11 protein-coding genes are annotated in these 15,297 nt (G+C 33.2%); 10 read left to right on the top strand and 1 reads right to left on the bottom strand.

The window, feature by feature from the left end:
• Window positions 1–106: 106 nt before the first annotated feature.
• The 4 genes from IPO86_15050 (at window position 107) to IPO86_15035 (ending at window position 6,093) form a co-directional block, all read left to right on the top strand.
• Window positions 107–916, top strand: a complete 810-nt coding sequence (locus IPO86_15050) for a hypothetical protein (protein ID MBK9729425.1) — start codon at window positions 107–109, stop codon at window positions 914–916.
• Between the two features lie 572 nt (window positions 917–1,488).
• Complete coding sequence (locus IPO86_15045; GenBank protein ID MBK9729424.1) at window positions 1,489–4,344, top strand: FAD-binding protein; 2,856 nt, start codon at window positions 1,489–1,491, stop codon at window positions 4,342–4,344.
• A 289-nt stretch (window positions 4,345–4,633) separates the two neighbouring features.
• Window positions 4,634–5,539 carry an AraC family transcriptional regulator gene (locus tag IPO86_15040; GenBank protein MBK9729423.1) on the top strand — a complete coding sequence of 302 codons (906 nt, stop codon included), beginning with the start codon at window positions 4,634–4,636 and terminating at the stop codon, window positions 5,537–5,539.
• A 182-nt stretch (window positions 5,540–5,721) separates the two neighbouring features.
• Entirely contained in the window at window positions 5,722–6,093 is a 372-nt protein-coding gene (locus IPO86_15035) for a cupin domain-containing protein (protein ID MBK9729422.1), read from the top strand.
• 725 nt (window positions 6,094–6,818) lie between these two features.
• Here the strand turns inward: IPO86_15035 and IPO86_15030 are convergent.
• Window positions 6,819–7,094 carry a hypothetical protein gene (locus IPO86_15030; GenBank protein MBK9729421.1) on the bottom strand — a complete coding sequence of 92 codons (276 nt, stop codon included), beginning with the start codon at window positions 7,092–7,094 and terminating at the stop codon, window positions 6,819–6,821.
• 195 nt (window positions 7,095–7,289) lie between these two features.
• Between IPO86_15030 and IPO86_15025 the strand changes: the two genes are divergently transcribed.
• From IPO86_15025 to IPO86_15000, 6 genes are all read left to right on the top strand, one after another.
• Window positions 7,290–8,957, top strand: coding sequence for an NAD(P)H-dependent oxidoreductase subunit E (locus IPO86_15025; protein MBK9729420.1), 1,668 nt, complete (start codon window positions 7,290–7,292; stop codon window positions 8,955–8,957).
• A gap of 30 nt (window positions 8,958–8,987) precedes the next feature.
• On the top strand, window positions 8,988–10,163 hold the full coding sequence (locus tag IPO86_15020; protein ID MBK9729419.1) for a thiolase family protein: 1,176 nt from the start codon (window positions 8,988–8,990) through the stop codon (window positions 10,161–10,163).
• A 142-nt stretch (window positions 10,164–10,305) separates the two neighbouring features.
• Window positions 10,306–10,839: a YceI family protein gene (locus IPO86_15015; protein MBK9729418.1), complete on the top strand. Its 534-nt coding sequence runs from the start codon at window positions 10,306–10,308 to the stop codon at window positions 10,837–10,839.
• Window positions 10,814–13,684 (top strand): histidine kinase, encoded by a 2,871-nt coding sequence (locus IPO86_15010; protein MBK9729417.1) that lies wholly within the window; start codon window positions 10,814–10,816, stop codon window positions 13,682–13,684. Before IPO86_15015 ends, IPO86_15010 begins: the two co-directional genes overlap by 26 nt.
• A gap of 4 nt (window positions 13,685–13,688) precedes the next feature.
• Window positions 13,689–14,450, top strand: a complete 762-nt coding sequence (locus tag IPO86_15005) for a response regulator transcription factor (protein MBK9729416.1) — start codon at window positions 13,689–13,691, stop codon at window positions 14,448–14,450.
• Window positions 14,451–14,563: 113 nt separating this feature from the next.
• Complete coding sequence (locus IPO86_15000; GenBank protein MBK9729415.1) at window positions 14,564–15,295, top strand: hypothetical protein; 732 nt, start codon at window positions 14,564–14,566, stop codon at window positions 15,293–15,295.
• The last annotated feature ends 2 nt before the right edge of the window (window positions 15,296–15,297 follow it).

Genomic DNA, 15,297 nt, shown 5'->3' with positions numbered 1-15,297 from the left:
GTAGTAGAAAAAAAACAATTTTACGAATGAACTTACAGAAGTAGTTTACTATTTCTCAGGATGTTTATTCAAATTTAAAAAGTATTAAAAAATGAAAAATTTATTTATGAAAACAAGAAACACTAAAATTGGATTCATAAGCATGTTGCAAATTGTATGCCTTGCTTTTACCTTGAACGCCACATCGCATCCTTCTGGATTGCATTTTAATCCGAAAGGAATGGAGCTCACATTTGCAGAAAACAAATGCCAGGTGAAGGATTACAGTGGTAGAATAAACAAAAAGGTGTTGTTCCTTGCCCAGTCCGAAAATATGAAATATCTGTTTAGAAAAGATGGAATTTCACTACAATTGACGAAGCCAACTCAAATCTCTGAATTCGGAGCAACCAATCAACAGAACAGAACAAATTCTGGTTTAGGATATAATAGGCTTGAAATTTCCTGGGAAGGAATGAATAAAGGAGCTGATATTTATGGAGCTGAAGAATTTAATTTCAATTTCATGAAAACGAGTACACCAGAAAAGTCAAAGGAATGTCAGATTAAAAATTTCAGGAAGTTATATTATACAGAAATATATCCGGGTATTGACTTGCGATACTGTGATTTGGATAATCGATTAAAGTTCGATATCCTGGTTCAACCTGGATTTGATTATAAAGAAATTAAAATGCGAATTGATAGTGCACGGGAAGTATATGTTAACAAAAATGGTCAATTAGTAATAAGCACAAAGGATGGTGAGGTTTTTAAAGATGCTCCGGTTGTAACTCAAGAAGGGAAGCCATTACAAGCAAAATGGACGGTGCAAAATCAATTGGTAAGCCTCGATATATTATACTTTGATAGAACGAAGGAAATTAATATTCAAACTACCTTATTCTATAAAGGAAATGAAGAAGTAAAATTATAAGATTAGAGAAACAATGCCATTTTAATTAAAAATTTAAGGTGTAGCAAATGAGGCGGATCGTTGAAAAACGAACCGCCTTTTTAAATTTGAATATTGATAAAAATTGAAAGATCCATTCTTAAATTTTATAACATTATTTTCTAATTGGTTTAATTTCTAAGAATTTGTAGAAATCAATATCGTTTTTCATTAACTTAGGAGCGCCTTTTAATTTTTTAAGAATCAAGTTGCTGCACTATAAGTTGAGAATTTATTATTTTAGGTATGCATTCAAAAATTTTAATCTATGATTAGCGGATCTCTGTTTTTAAATAGTGAATGCTCAGGAGTTTATATATTCGCAAACGATCATTGAAATCATGTCAACAATTTGACGAAAATCTAAACAATAATTTTATTTGGAATTTACTTTTAATGCAAACTTTTGATCCAAGCAAAACTTGAAATATGGAAAACCCTAGGTTCTTTATACTTGATCCCCTTGAAGTCTTGAATATTTACTGGTAGATCTGAATAATTAGACAATTTTTATTCCTTAGAAGTAATAATTTTACGGTTGATTATATAGATAAATGAAAATTGATCAAAGTCTGTTGGAATTAAAGTCGAAGATCAAAGGCGAACTGCATACAGATGCTCTGCAGCTTGGTATTTATGCTACAGATGCTAGTAATTATCAGATTATACCGCTTGCTGTAGCACTTCCAAAAGTGGAAGCAGATGTTTTGCTCCTATTAGAATGGGCTTATAATCATAAAATTCCAGTGATAGCTCGGGGGGGAGGGACTAGCCTCGTCGGACAAACAGTTGCCAAAGCAATAGTAATTGATTTTACAAAATATATGGATAGCATCTTAGAATTTAATCCAGGTGAAAAGTGGGCTTGGGTTGAACCTGGAATCGTAAGAGATGTATTGAACCAAAAAATTGCTTCCCATCGCCTTCATTTTGCGCCCGATCCAGCGACGACTTCACGAGCTACGATTGGTGGAATGATTGCTAATAATAGTAGTGGAACTCGAAGTATCTTATATGGCAAAACATTAGATCATGTCATTGAATTAAAAATTGCATTAGCAAATGGAACGGTGTTTCATTGTAAAAATCTTTCCGGATCAGAACTTATAGAAAAACTCGAACTTCAAAATCTGGAGGGGGATATTTATCGGGGCCTTTTCAAAATTATACAAGAAAACAGAAATGAAATTGAAAATCGCTTTCCCAAAGTAATGCGCCGGGTTGGTGGTTATAATCTGGATGAATTTTTAGGAGACCAATGGAATCTTTGTGATTTGATCACAGGTAGCGAATGTACACTTGCCTTAATACTTGCGGCAAAAATTAATCTTGAACCTACACCCAAGCATCAATGTCTTTGCATTGTTCATTTTCAAGATTTTTTTGAATCCATATCTCATGTTTCTGAAATTGTAAAATTCAAACCTGCTGCAGTAGAATTACTTGATCAAATGTTGATTCATCGCAGTCGTGAAAATTTGGAAACCAAACATTATTGTCATTTTATTCAAGGAGATCCTGGCGGAGTTTTAATTGTAGAATTTTATGGTGAAACAAAAGAAGAAGCAATAGCAAATGCAACTTTATTATCCGATTCATTACAACAACAAAAAATAGCCTACGCCTGGCCTGTAATTTCAGAAAGACAGGCGATGGAAGAAGTTTTTACTTTACGCAAAAAAGGACTTGGACTTTTAATGGGGGTAAAAGGACGTCGTAAACCAATTGCATTTATTGAAGATGCAGCAGTTCCATTGGAACATCTCTCTAATTATATTCGCGAAGTTTTTGAAATTTGCCGAATTCATGAAACACCTGTAGTAGCGTATGCACATGCAAGCGTTGGACTATTGCATGTTAAACCTTTGTTAGACCTTAGAGATGAAAAGGATATTGAACGGATGAAAAATATAGCTTCTGAGGTTTTGCAAATTGTCAAGAAATACAAAGGATCCTGGAGTGGTGAACATGGAGATGGATTAGCGAGAAGTCCTTATAATGAAGAATTTTTTGGAACTATTTTATATCAGGCGTTTAAAAAAGTGAAGGTCATTTTTGATCCAAATCATTTATTGAATCCGGGTAAAATTGTAGATGCACCAGCCGTTGATTCCAATCTTCGATATGGTCCGAATTACACAGATCAGAACTTTAAATCGATGTTTCATTATCGGGAAGAAGGTGGGTTTCATGATGCAGTGCATCTCTGTAACGGTGTTGGAGAATGCCGAAAACATACAGGGGGTACCATGTGCCCGAGTTACCGGGCAACAAAGGAAGAGAAAGATACTACTCGAGGCCGTGCAAATATTTTGCGCTTAGCAATGAGTGGTCAATTAGATGATTATGGTTTAGAAAGTTCAATCCTTCACGATGTATTAGATTTATGTTTGTCTTGTAAAGCCTGCAAATCTGAATGCCCAAGCAACGTAGATATGTCTAAATTGAAATCTGAAGTATTGTACTTTCAACAGAAGAAGATTGGATTAAATATAGCCGATCGGTTATTACTTTCACAAGATTATTTAGCAAGCTTCAGTACCGGGATGCTAGCACCAATTGTAAATTCAATGCTTAGAAATAAATTATTCAGGTATTGTTTTGAACACATCAGCGGACTAGATCGAAGAAGAATTTTACCAGCATATGCAAGGCAAAAATTCAATCCTAAATCAAACATCAAACAAAAAATAAAGGAACATCAAATTGTTTTATTTGCAGATACCTATATCAAATATCATGAACCTAATATTGGCATTTCGGCAAAAAATTTATTGGAATCATTAGGTTATGAGGTAATTGTATTTACGGAAGGTTGTTGTCAAAGACCCGCTATTTCTCATGGATTATTGGATCAGGCTAAATTTAAAGGGGAACAAACTTTTAAAAAATTGGAAGTCTATTTGCAAAATAAAATTCCAATGGTAGTTTGTGAGCCATCTTGTGCCACCGCATTAAAAGATGATATTCCTGATTTATTAGTGGATGATCGGTGGACCAAATTTTCAGATCAGATCTTTTTGTTAGAGGATTTTTTAATAAAAGAAGTAGACAATCATCCAATAAATGCAAAACTACAATTTGCAGCAGGTAATTATTTACTGCATGGACATTGTCATCAAAAAGCGATATTTACCACAAAATCTGTGCATTCACTTTTTTCAAATAATGCTGACGTTTCATTTTCAGAAATTGATTCTGGATGTTGTGGAATGGCTGGATCTTTTGGCTATGAGAAAAAGCATTATGAAATTTCTGAAACGATTGCACGCAGCGCTTTAATTCCTGCTATTGAAAATGCTCCAGGAGATACACAACTTATCGCTTCTGGGTTTAGCTGCCGGCACCAAATTGAACATTTTACCGGAAAAAAAGCAAAGCACTGGGTTGAGTTTATAAAAAAAGGATAATAAGTCACCCAAAGAAGTATGAACAAAATATTTAGCTGGTTCAACAATTGATTGCTAGTTTTATTATTGCATTTTCAGGAATTCTATTGTTTTTCTTGTTTCAATCACAATTATCAACTCCATGATTTTCCTTCATATATCTGTTTTTCATTTATTTTGAATTAAATCATCCGTATTAGATTTACGTTTGCTGATGTTTAGAAATTTTTATATCTTCTTTGTATATTTTTACAATTGAATTTTCATTGTTTAATTTTAAATTCTTAGATTTACTTATTATTTTTGAATCATGTCAAAGAAAGAAGTCTTGATAGTAAAAGATCTGGCTGCTTTTGAAAAGCTGGTGAATAAGGATTTCGGTCCTTATGACATCAATTTGATGGTGATGCCGGGTACGCTAGAAGACAAACACAAAGATGTAGATCCGATTAAAGGAATCCGGGCTTTAAGAAGGCAATTCAATCTTATATATTTACTAACATCCGGTGAACACGATGTTTTACTTGGTGCTGACTACCGTTGGCTGAAACCCAATGATCTGGTCATTGTACCAGAAAATATGGTCTATGCTTCTAAACACATACGGGATTGCAAAGGGTATTGTATTCATTTCAAAACAGAATTTATTCAGCCCATGTTATCCGGAGTTTTGACGGAGGATTTTCCGTTCTTCCATTTTGAATCAGAACATATAATAAACTTAAATGATGATGAAAGTCGCATGATTCAAGAGTCTTTTCAGAATATCATAGCAGAATACCATAAGTTTTCGTACGAGAAAGATTATATTCTTAGGAATTTTATTCAAATCCTGTTATTGCGAATTCGTGAAATTTACAGACCGCATATTAAATACATACAGGAGCATGCAAGTCGTACATCCAGGATTGCCAATCAGTTTAAGCATTTAGTGGAGAAACATTTTTTTGAAATCCGGGAAGTGAATCAATATGCTTCCAAACTTAACATTACGCCAAAATATTTATGTGAAGTAGTCAAAAAAACGTTCGGAAAAACACCAAGAAAACTAATTAATGATATGATTCTTTTGGAATCTAAAGTTCAATTAGGATCTACGGATAAAAGCATGTCTGAAATTGCTTTTGATTTACATTTTGAAGATCAGGCTCACTTTAGTCATTTTGTTAAACAACAAACCGGCTTAAGTCCTCTGGCTTTGCGTCAAAAACTCTGAAATCTACAAATCTTACCGAAATATCTACAAGGAATTGATCTTTGACGCATAATACTTTTGTTCTATTAATTTAATTCATTCATTTTTAAAAAAGTATTATGAAAAAGAAAATCGTTTTAATTGCATCTTTGGCTATCATTTGCATTACTGCAAGTATCATTGCCCACAAACATGATTTTATTTTGCCAGAGAAGGCAGAAAAAGTGAGCTTTAACAAACCTTCTGAAGTTCGAGAGTTTCCAAAAGGGAAAGTGGAGCTAGTTCAAATTGGCGGTGCTATGATTGGAAGAGCCATATTTCAGCCTGGATGGAGATGGTCAACATCTGTAAAAGATATTGCAAAGACAGAAAGTTGTGAAATACCACATTATCAATATCATGTTTCCGGTACTTTAAAGGTAATAATGGATGATGGTACAGAATTTATTTGTAAACCTGGTGATGTCTCTCTTTTGCCAAAGGGTCATGATGCATGGGTAGTTGGTAATGAACCGGTAGTTTTAGTAGATTTTCAGGGAATGGTGGACTATGCCAAATCCAACATGCACAAATAGAAATTGATAAAAGTTTATATACTCATATGATTGTCTTTTAACAAAAGATAAGGTTTTAGAAAAGTCTGGAGCCAGCTTTAAGAAGGTAAAAGGATTGCAGCTCCTTGATATTGATTATTTCGAAAACCAAATTCCCTTAGCTGTTTGATCTGGTTTAAACAAATCAGCAGGATGCAGTCAGCTTACAATTTAAATTTATACAATTTTATGAGTAGCCTATAAGATTTCGAAAACAAAATTAAAAACCATCTCCAGATAAGATGCATGAATGATTTATTTGGGGGTGGTTTTTTTATTAAATTGGAAAATCAAACCCAATGTTCACTTAAACTTGAGTTTCTTTGTCATCCTATCATCATTCGTAATGAATAGAATTTTTAAATTTTAAGCATCTAATTATTTTGGAATTGTAACGATTCAATGGACTCGCTAAGCAAGCTATAAAGTGGCAATTTCCAACCTTAGATATTTATACTTATAAAAATTAATTTAGGATTTAATGGTGTTAAATTATTTTACTAAACAAACGTTGAGTTATTTATAACCTCCTTTCCTTTATATAAATAGATGCATTGAAAGGATATTTCTTGAATATGATATTTTATTTTTTACATTATTAAAAACTTATTTTAGGATTTAATAATGGATTTGTTTACATAAGAATTTAAATAAAAAACCGCGTCAAAGTAATGTCTGAAGCGGTTTTTCATTATCAATATTAAATTTTAAGCAGCCTTTTTGAAAAGGCCACCAATTAATGAACCTGCACCACCTCCTAAAAGGGATACAATAATTCCAATAATATTTATACCTCCTCCATCTGCACTGGAGGTATTTGCAAATAGACCAAGTGCTGTGGTGATAATAGGTAGAATATTCCCACCTGCAGCGCCGGCAATTAAATTGCCGACAGCATCTAAGCCATTTTGTTTTAGCATATTTGTTAACCAGCCGCCAGCAGCTCCTGCAATCGAATTAATTAAAATCGACATTAAGTCCATGATCGTTTGTTTTGAAGGTTTTAAAATTAAATTCCTTAAGTAAGCTACACGCTTTTTGTTTGAAAATTCCTAGCTTTGAATATATAAATTATTAACTTATATATAAAATGTTAATAAATAGATATTTAAATCATATTGTAAACTATTTGTTCAAAAGCATTATTTTCACTCTTCGATTCATAAGTTTAAAATCATATGTCTAAAAATTTAAGTCATTTATCTGGTAGAAAAGGTCTTTTTGAAAACCTTTTCGAGCATGTTGGTAATGAAAATGCAAAGGAAGGCTTTTTATCGAATGAAACTATATCGCAGATTGCAGAAACTTATCTAATGGGCACTTCCACAATTTTTGGAGCTGCTAGCTTTTATGATTTTACACGAAATGAAAATGAAGGAAAGAAAATTTATGTTTGTAATGGATCAGCTTGTCTAACTGCTGGAACTCAAAAGGAATTAAAATCAAAAATTGGTAAACAGTTTGAAGAAATTGAAATCGGTGAAATGTGTTGTCTTGGAAGGTGTCATGAAAATGCTGCATTTCATTTCCAGGGTTCAAATTATTCAGGTAGTGCAATTCAAGAGCTGGAACAAATAAAGAAAACCGGAACCAAATTTCGAGATAAATATATAGTAAAACATCGCGGCCATTGTATCCTTACAAATTTAGAATTTGACCTCAATGAAGCTAGAAATAGGGTAGAACTTGCTTTTCAGAAACCTAAGGAAAAAATATTATCTGAAATCAAGTTATCTGGATTAAGAGGCCGTGGTGGAGCAGGGTTTCCAATTTCAATAAAACTTGAAGCCTGCAGTAATGCTCCGGGTCCAAGAAAATTTATTGTTTGTAATGCAGACGAAGGAGATCCAGGTTCCTATTCAGATCGCTATATTATGGAACATCAGCCATTTTTATTATTGATAGGCATGTTGATTGCAGGATTTGTTACTGGAGCAGACCGAGGGGTGATTTATATACGGGCGGAATATCCTGAATCCGTTGAGCGAATACAAGAAGCTTTAGAAGAATTTCGAAGATTAGGATTTACAGGAGAATCGATCTTTAATACAGATTTTAATTTTGAATTTAAAGTAATTAAAGCACAAGGTGCTTATATCTGTGGAGAAGAAACTGCATTATTATCTTCAATAGAAGGGCAGCGAGCAGAAGTGCGGGTAAGGCCACCTTTCCCTGTACAAGAAGGTCTTTTTAGAAAACCAACGGTTGTAAATAATGTGGAAACGCTGGCTAATTTGTATTTCATTTTAAAAGATGGAGGTACAAGCTATGCATCCATAGGTACACAGAAATCTACAGGCACTAAATTGATGTCTTTAGATAGCTTTTTCAATAAACCCGGTATTTATGAAGTCGATATGGGTACACCACTTCATGATGTAGTGTATCAATTAGGCGGTGGTTTCCATTCCAAAGTAAAAGCATTACATATTGGAGGGCCACTTGGCGGATTGGTGCCAATTCATAAAATTGAGGAATTAACGGTTGATTTTGAATCTTTTGCTTCCAATGGATTTATGCTTGGACATGCTTCTATTGTTTCAGTACCCGACAATTTTCCAATGATTGAATATTTAGAACATTTATTTGCATTTACTGCGCATGAAAGTTGCGGAAAATGTTTCCCATGCAGAATTGGATCTACACGAGGCAAAGAAATGTTACAAAAAGCTCAAAATGACAGTAGTTATAAAATAGATATTGAACTATTAAAAGATTTACTGGATACGATGAAACGAGGATCTTTATGTGCTTTAGGAGGTGGTATCCCTTTACCGGTTTATAATGCACTGGAATATTTTGGAGAGGAATTAAAACCATTCCTGAAAATGAAATCAAATGCATGAATTTTTTGTTCTCATTAGAAATACGAATATATGCAGGAGGCTTTTATTGTTGCAATGAACAGGAGTGCTGTTACAAAAGCTAAGAAAGGAGGGTTTCGATTTACCCGTTCCGATGATTTGGCAATCGCAATTATTCATGGATTAATGAATAAACTGCCAGGTTTAGACCCAACATTAATTGATGATGTTATTGTTGGATGTGCAAATCCAGAGGGAGAACAAGGATTGCAAATTGGCAGACAAATTTCTCTCAGGGCGATCGGAAAAGGAACCGCTGGCATGACGGTAAATCGTTATTGTGCATCTGGATTGGAAACGATTGCCATCGCCACTGCTAAAATTAGAGCTGGCATGGGATCTTGTTTTATAGCTGGTGGAGTAGAAAATATGAGCATGATTCCTATGGAAGGTTATAAATTAGCACCGAATTATGATGTTGCAAATTTAAATCCGGATTATGTTATAGGCATGGGTTTTACTGCTGAAGCCGTTGCTAAAAAATACAATATTGGGAGAGAACAACAGGATGAATTTGCATTTCGATCTCACCAATTAGCCGCAGCTGCTCAAGATCGTGGTTTCTTTTCTGAACAAATTAGTAGTGTTCCAATCAAAGAAATAAAAATAGAAAATGGCCTAAGAAAAGAATTGACTTATGAAATTTTCGAGGATGATGGTATCCGAAGAGATACGAGTCTGAATTCTTTAGGACTTTTAAAATCTGCCTTTGCATTAAATGGTACAGTAACTGCAGGAAATTCATCACAAACTAGTGATGGTGCTGCTTTTACTATGGTTATGAGTGAGCAACTCATGAAAACATTAGGACTGACTCCAATAGGTAGAATTGTATCCTGTTGTGTTGCGGGCGTTGAACCTCTCTATATGGGGATTGGTCCGTGCGCTGCAATTCCAAAAGCATTGTCTCAAGCTGGTAGAAAATTAGAAGATATTTCTATTATTGAATTAAATGAAGCTTTTGCAGCCCAGTCTTTGGCTGTAATAAAGGAGGCTCATTTGAATCCAGATCTGGTGAATGTAAATGGCGGTGCAATTGCTTTGGGTCATCCACTTGGTTGCAGTGGTGCAAGATTAACAATTTCTGCATTCCATGAATTACAAAATAGAAATCAAAAGTTTGGCATAGTCACTGCTTGTGTAGGGGGTGGACAAGGAATTGCTGCAGTCATTGAATCTTACAAGTAATAGTTTCAAGTATATTCTTTAATTATTAAATTTACGGTGTCATCTACCTTGAATTTGGTTTAGTCATATTTTGTTAACCAAATTGAAATCAAATGATGAATTTTACAGATTATTCTGTTTTGGGTTCAGAAATTTATTTATAATGAGATGCCCTGTCTTTTTTTTCGTTGTTTTTATAAACCTTAGTTTATTTGGGCAAAACCAAAAAATGAAAGGCGCTATTTCATTTATAAGTATTGCTCCTCAGGAACAAATTAAAGCCACTTCACAAAGCTTAGAAGGCCTCTTAAAGCCAAATGATTTAACATTTGCTTTTATTGTTGATATAAACACTTTTGATGGTTTTAATAGTCCATTGCAAAAAGAGCATTTTAATGAGAACTATATGGAAAGTAGTACATACCCCAAGGCTAAGTTTTATGGTCGGATTATAGAGTCTATAGACATTCATAAAACAAATGATGAAACAATTCGCGCAAAAGGAAATTTAGAAATTCATGGAGTAACAAAAGAACGGATTATTCAAATTCAATTATCAAGGAAAAATGGAATTTTAACATTTGTCAGTAAATTTTCAATCAGTCTTGAAGACTTTAGGATTAATATTCCTAGAATTGTTCATCAAAAATTATCCGACCAAATAAAAGTACATGTGGAAGGTGTTTTCATACCATAAAGCAATTTTATTTATTTGTTTTAACTTTATTGTCTTAACGACAATAATTGGACAAGATGGTATAAAACCATTTATAAACAGACATCCTTTGCAGTCAACAACTGCCAGAGCCAAATTTCAAAGTTTCTTTATAAGTGAAAATGGACTTATTTATATCGCAACATCTGAAGGAATTATCTTGTTTAACGGACAAAATGAAAAATTAATTTTAGGCTCTGAACAAGTTACAAATCAACAAGTCAAAGTATTCGTTCAGGATCGGAAAGGGATTCTTTGGATTGGGTGTCAAAATGGTGCAATCTATTTTATTGAAAATACAATTTTACAATCTTGGAAACCACAGGAAGGACAAATTAAAACTGAAATCTCTGCATTAAAGGTGGATTCTATGAATCAACTTTGGATTGCTACAAAAGGTGAAGGCGTCTATGTTTACAATCACCAGCATGTGTACAATTTTGGAATCGAAGATGGCCTTAAAAGCCTTCACGTAAATGATATGGCGTATCACCCAAAAGTCGGTATTTTAGTAGCCACTGATGAAGGGCTACAAGCTTTAAATTTTCATAATGAATCAAAAAATTGTACAAAAATTGAAGTTCCTGGTTTGAAGGAAAATGATATTATTCAAAATGTAAAAGTAAAGGATAATTTAATTTATTTGAATAGTTTATCAGCAGGTATTTATTTATGGAATCCAGATATGAATACCAGCGAAGCCGTGTGGAAAACCTGGAACAAGGAATTAATTTCACATTTTGAAATTTCTACCCAACAGAAAATAATTCTTACCGAGAATATTATTTATTTTCAAATAATATCAGATGAAAAATATTCAATTTTAAAGGATGAAGTAGGTTTAGATGAAATTGTTTCTACAGTTTCTGATGAATTTAACAATGTTTGGATTTTACATAAATCAAAAGGATTGATTTCAATATTTTTTCCAATAACTCAATTTATGTTGCCGGGAAAAACGATACAATGTATAGCCCGATCTATAACTACAAATGATTTACTTGCAGGAACCACAAAGGGTTTATATGTTTTAGATCCGGTACAGGGAAGGATTAAACAGGAATTATTTTCGAATGAGAATATTACCTCTATTTTTTCAGATCGAATGAGTGATAATTTTTGGATTGGTACTTATGGCGGCGGCATTCATTATTATAATCACAGGACATCAAAGAGTACCAGGTTCAAGCAAACAGAAGGGCTGCCAAATAATCATATTTTGCAAATTATTGGAGACCCTAAGTATATTTGGATTTCTACTTTGGGTGGAATTGTAAGGTTATCAAACCGAAGGCCCATGAAGATTGCGGAAGATCCAAATTTTATTATTTATAATGCGAGTAATTTATTACCAACAAATTTTATTTATCAATTGGTTCCAGATGAGAAGAGCACAATCTGGATAGGAACAGATGGCCATGGTGTGCTTACTTTGAAAGATTCGGATACTTATTTTAAATCAAATAAATGGATCGACAGTTTATCCAGTATTTTTAGTTTGGATTACCAAATGCCCGGTTTCCTCTATTTTAATGCCATGAATAAGGGGCTTGGTCAAATGGATCTTAGAACACAAAAAATTTCCTGGTTAAAGCATCAATTCAAATATTATGATTATGAGTGTATTTCAAAACTGAATGATTCCATTTTATTGGCTGCTGGAAATGGATATTTAGTTCTTTTTAACACTAAAACTGGTTTTAACATAAGTTTAGATGAAGAGTATGGTCTGTCCGAAATACAACCGTCATTAAATGCTTCATTTATTGATAATAATGGAATTTGTTGGATCGGTTGCAAAGATAAAATTATACGATTTCATCCAGCAACGATGGCTTCATTGAAAGATCCGGTAAATTCATTTAGCAAAATACAACAATTTGATCAAGTGATTCAAATCGGTTTGGATACCACATTTTCTTATTCGCAGAACCAATTTTATTTTGAGTTTAACGCTGTCCATTTTCTGGCATCTGATCATATTGAGTATCGATATAAATTAGATGGATATGATAGCGATTGGATTTTGTCAAAGGAGGGGAAAGCATCCTATTCAAAATTATTGCATGGTCGATATACTTTTATAGTACAGTCTAGTATCAATAATCAATTTAATACAGCAAATCAACTTTGTTTTAGTTTCGAAATTCAGGCCCCATATTGGAAACAAGGGTGGTTTGTATTTTTTGTTGTTGCTGGTATAATATTTTCTTTTTTTTATTTACTTAGGAGGCGAGAAATTGCAAGAACAAAAGAAGATACACTTAAGAGAAAAACATCTGAATTAGAATTTGAGCTGTTAAAAAGTCAGGTCAATCCGCATTTTCTTTTTAATAGTTTTAATTCTGTTATTTCATTAATAGAGGAAGATAGTACAAAAGCAATTGCTTTTACAGAGAAGCTTTCTGATTACTTTAGAAACATTTTAAAATATAGAGATTTATCAGTGATTTCTTTGGATGAGGAATTAAGTAATTTGAAAAATTATTATGAGTTGCTAAAGTTAAGGTATCCAGAGCATTTAGAATTGGACTTGAATGTATCTATAAAGTCTGGGAAGCTAGTTCCTATGACTTTGCAACTTTTATTGGAGAATGCATTAAAGCATAATGAACTTTCGAAATTGCATCCTTTGAAAATTAGTATTCTTGTAGCAAAGAATCAAATTGTATTTACAAATTCAATAAATAAAAAAAGGCATTCCAATCCCTCCACAGGATTTGGTCTGGATAGTATCCGGTTTCGATATAAATTATTGACAGACCAGGCAATTTTAGTGGAGGAAAAAGACAGTTTATTTAGTGTAACCATCCCAATAATTTTTTAATGCTATGAAGGTAATTATTTTAGAAGATGAGAAATTAGCATCTAGTAGATTGATCAGGATGTTAAAAGAGCTTCGGCCAGAGCTTGAGATTTTAGCAGAACTGGGAAGTTTATTGGAAGCAGATCAATTTTTTGAAAATCATATTAGCCATGCAACGGATGTATTATTTTTCGATATTCAGTTAGGAGATGGATTAAGTTTTGAGCTTTTTGAACGATTTAAAATTGAGGGCGTGATCATTTTTACCACAGCATATGATCAATATGCCTTAAAAGCGATCAAAGTAAAAGCTTTTGATTACTTACTAAAGCCTATAAAAATAAATGAATTAGAAAGCATTTTGGAGCGAATAGATGATTTGTTATTAAAAACCTTTGAGACAACAGAGAAAATCTCAAAAAATGAGGATTTTCCATTGCGCTTTTTGGTCAAAATCGGGAGATCGTTAAAGATAGTTACTATAGATGAAGTGGCTTATTTCTATTCAGACCATAAGATGAGTTTAATTTTCACCTGGAATGGTAAAAAATACCCTATAGACCAATCACTGAATCGCATAGAAGAGATTTTACCGCAAGATTTATTTTTTAGATTAAACAGGAAGCTGATTGTACATCTTAAAGCAATTGATGAAATGCAGGTTTATTCAAAATCCAGAATTAAAATAAATCTAAAGCCCCCAATTGACGAAGAAGTTTTGGTAAGTACTGAAAAAGCTTCGCTTTTTAAGCGTTGGCTTGGCGGCGAAATACCAGGATTCGATTAGGAGCTAATTTTCCAGAGGCCGATTTTCCGGTTCTGTCCTTTAAATTTATGTTTTAAGCTTTAATTATGATACGCATTGCAATCCATGGAGTAAAATTGGTGTTTTAATAATGCATGAGGTTATTTACAATTTTCATAGGGATTTTAGTAGGATTTAGCTTTTTTGGCTTATTTCTTGGCGGATGTGTCCATGATCCTATCTTCATTAGTAAGGATCCATTAGATACAATGACCATGGATTCAACGAATCAAAATGCTTGTGATACGAATATCATCTATTTTCAAAATCAAGTGCTTCCTATTTTTCAATCCAGTTGTGCTTTAAGTGGATGTCATGACCCAATTAAACATGAGGAAGGATTAATTTTAGACACGTATCAAAATATCTTAAGAACCGGTGATATCAGAGCAAATAATCCAAGCTCTGGTGATATTTACAAACTTATCAGTTCTCAGGATCCGAAGAAGAGAATGCCCCCACCTCCAATGAATGCATTAAGTATTGAACAACAAAATCTTATATACAATTGGATATTACAAGGTGCAAAAAATGATAGTTGCAAGTTATCTGGTAATTGCAATCTTATTGCAATAAGTTATTCCAAAGAGGTGCTTCCAATTATTAATACAAATTGTAAAGTATGTCATTCTGGGACTGCGCCACTGGGTAATTTGTCATTAACAAGCTATACTGAAGTTAAAAGCATTGCTAACAATGGAAAATTAGTTTGTTCAATTAATTGGAATGTTGGATGTGTTTCGATGCCCAAAGGAGGTAAAAAATTAGATGTTTGTTCTATTCAGAAAATAGAAGCCTGGATACAACAGGGAGGTTTAAATAATTAAGA

Source organism: Saprospiraceae bacterium, from assembly GCA_016717265.1.
In the GTDB taxonomy this organism is placed as follows: Bacteria; Bacteroidota; Bacteroidia; order Chitinophagales; family Saprospiraceae; genus Vicinibacter.
The sequence above is the reverse complement of the archived record's forward strand: the minus strand, read 5'-3'. Positions and strand labels throughout refer to the sequence as shown.

Bases quoted from the DNA above. Each gene is read 5' to 3' on its own strand.
- IPO86_15050 (MBK9729425.1), top strand. From the start codon at position 107: ATGAAAACAAGAAACACTAAAATTGGATTCATAAGCATGTTGCAAATT.
- IPO86_15045 (MBK9729424.1), top strand. From the start codon at position 1,489: ATGAAAATTGATCAAAGTCTGTTGGAATTAAAGTCGAAGATCAAAGGC.
- IPO86_15040 (MBK9729423.1), top strand. From the start codon at position 4,634: ATGTCAAAGAAAGAAGTCTTGATAGTAAAAGATCTGGCTGCTTTTGAA.
- IPO86_15030 (MBK9729421.1), bottom strand. From the start codon at position 7,094: ATGGACTTAATGTCGATTTTAATTAATTCGATTGCAGGAGCTGCTGGC.
- IPO86_15025 (MBK9729420.1), top strand. From the start codon at position 7,290: ATGTCTAAAAATTTAAGTCATTTATCTGGTAGAAAAGGTCTTTTTGAA.
- IPO86_15020 (MBK9729419.1), top strand. From the start codon at position 8,988: ATGCAGGAGGCTTTTATTGTTGCAATGAACAGGAGTGCTGTTACAAAA.
- IPO86_15015 (MBK9729418.1), top strand. From the start codon at position 10,306: ATGAGATGCCCTGTCTTTTTTTTCGTTGTTTTTATAAACCTTAGTTTA.
- IPO86_15010 (MBK9729417.1), top strand. From the start codon at position 10,814: ATGTGGAAGGTGTTTTCATACCATAAAGCAATTTTATTTATTTGTTTT.
- IPO86_15005 (MBK9729416.1), top strand. From the start codon at position 13,689: ATGAAGGTAATTATTTTAGAAGATGAGAAATTAGCATCTAGTAGATTG.
- IPO86_15000 (MBK9729415.1), top strand. From the start codon at position 14,564: ATGAGGTTATTTACAATTTTCATAGGGATTTTAGTAGGATTTAGCTTT.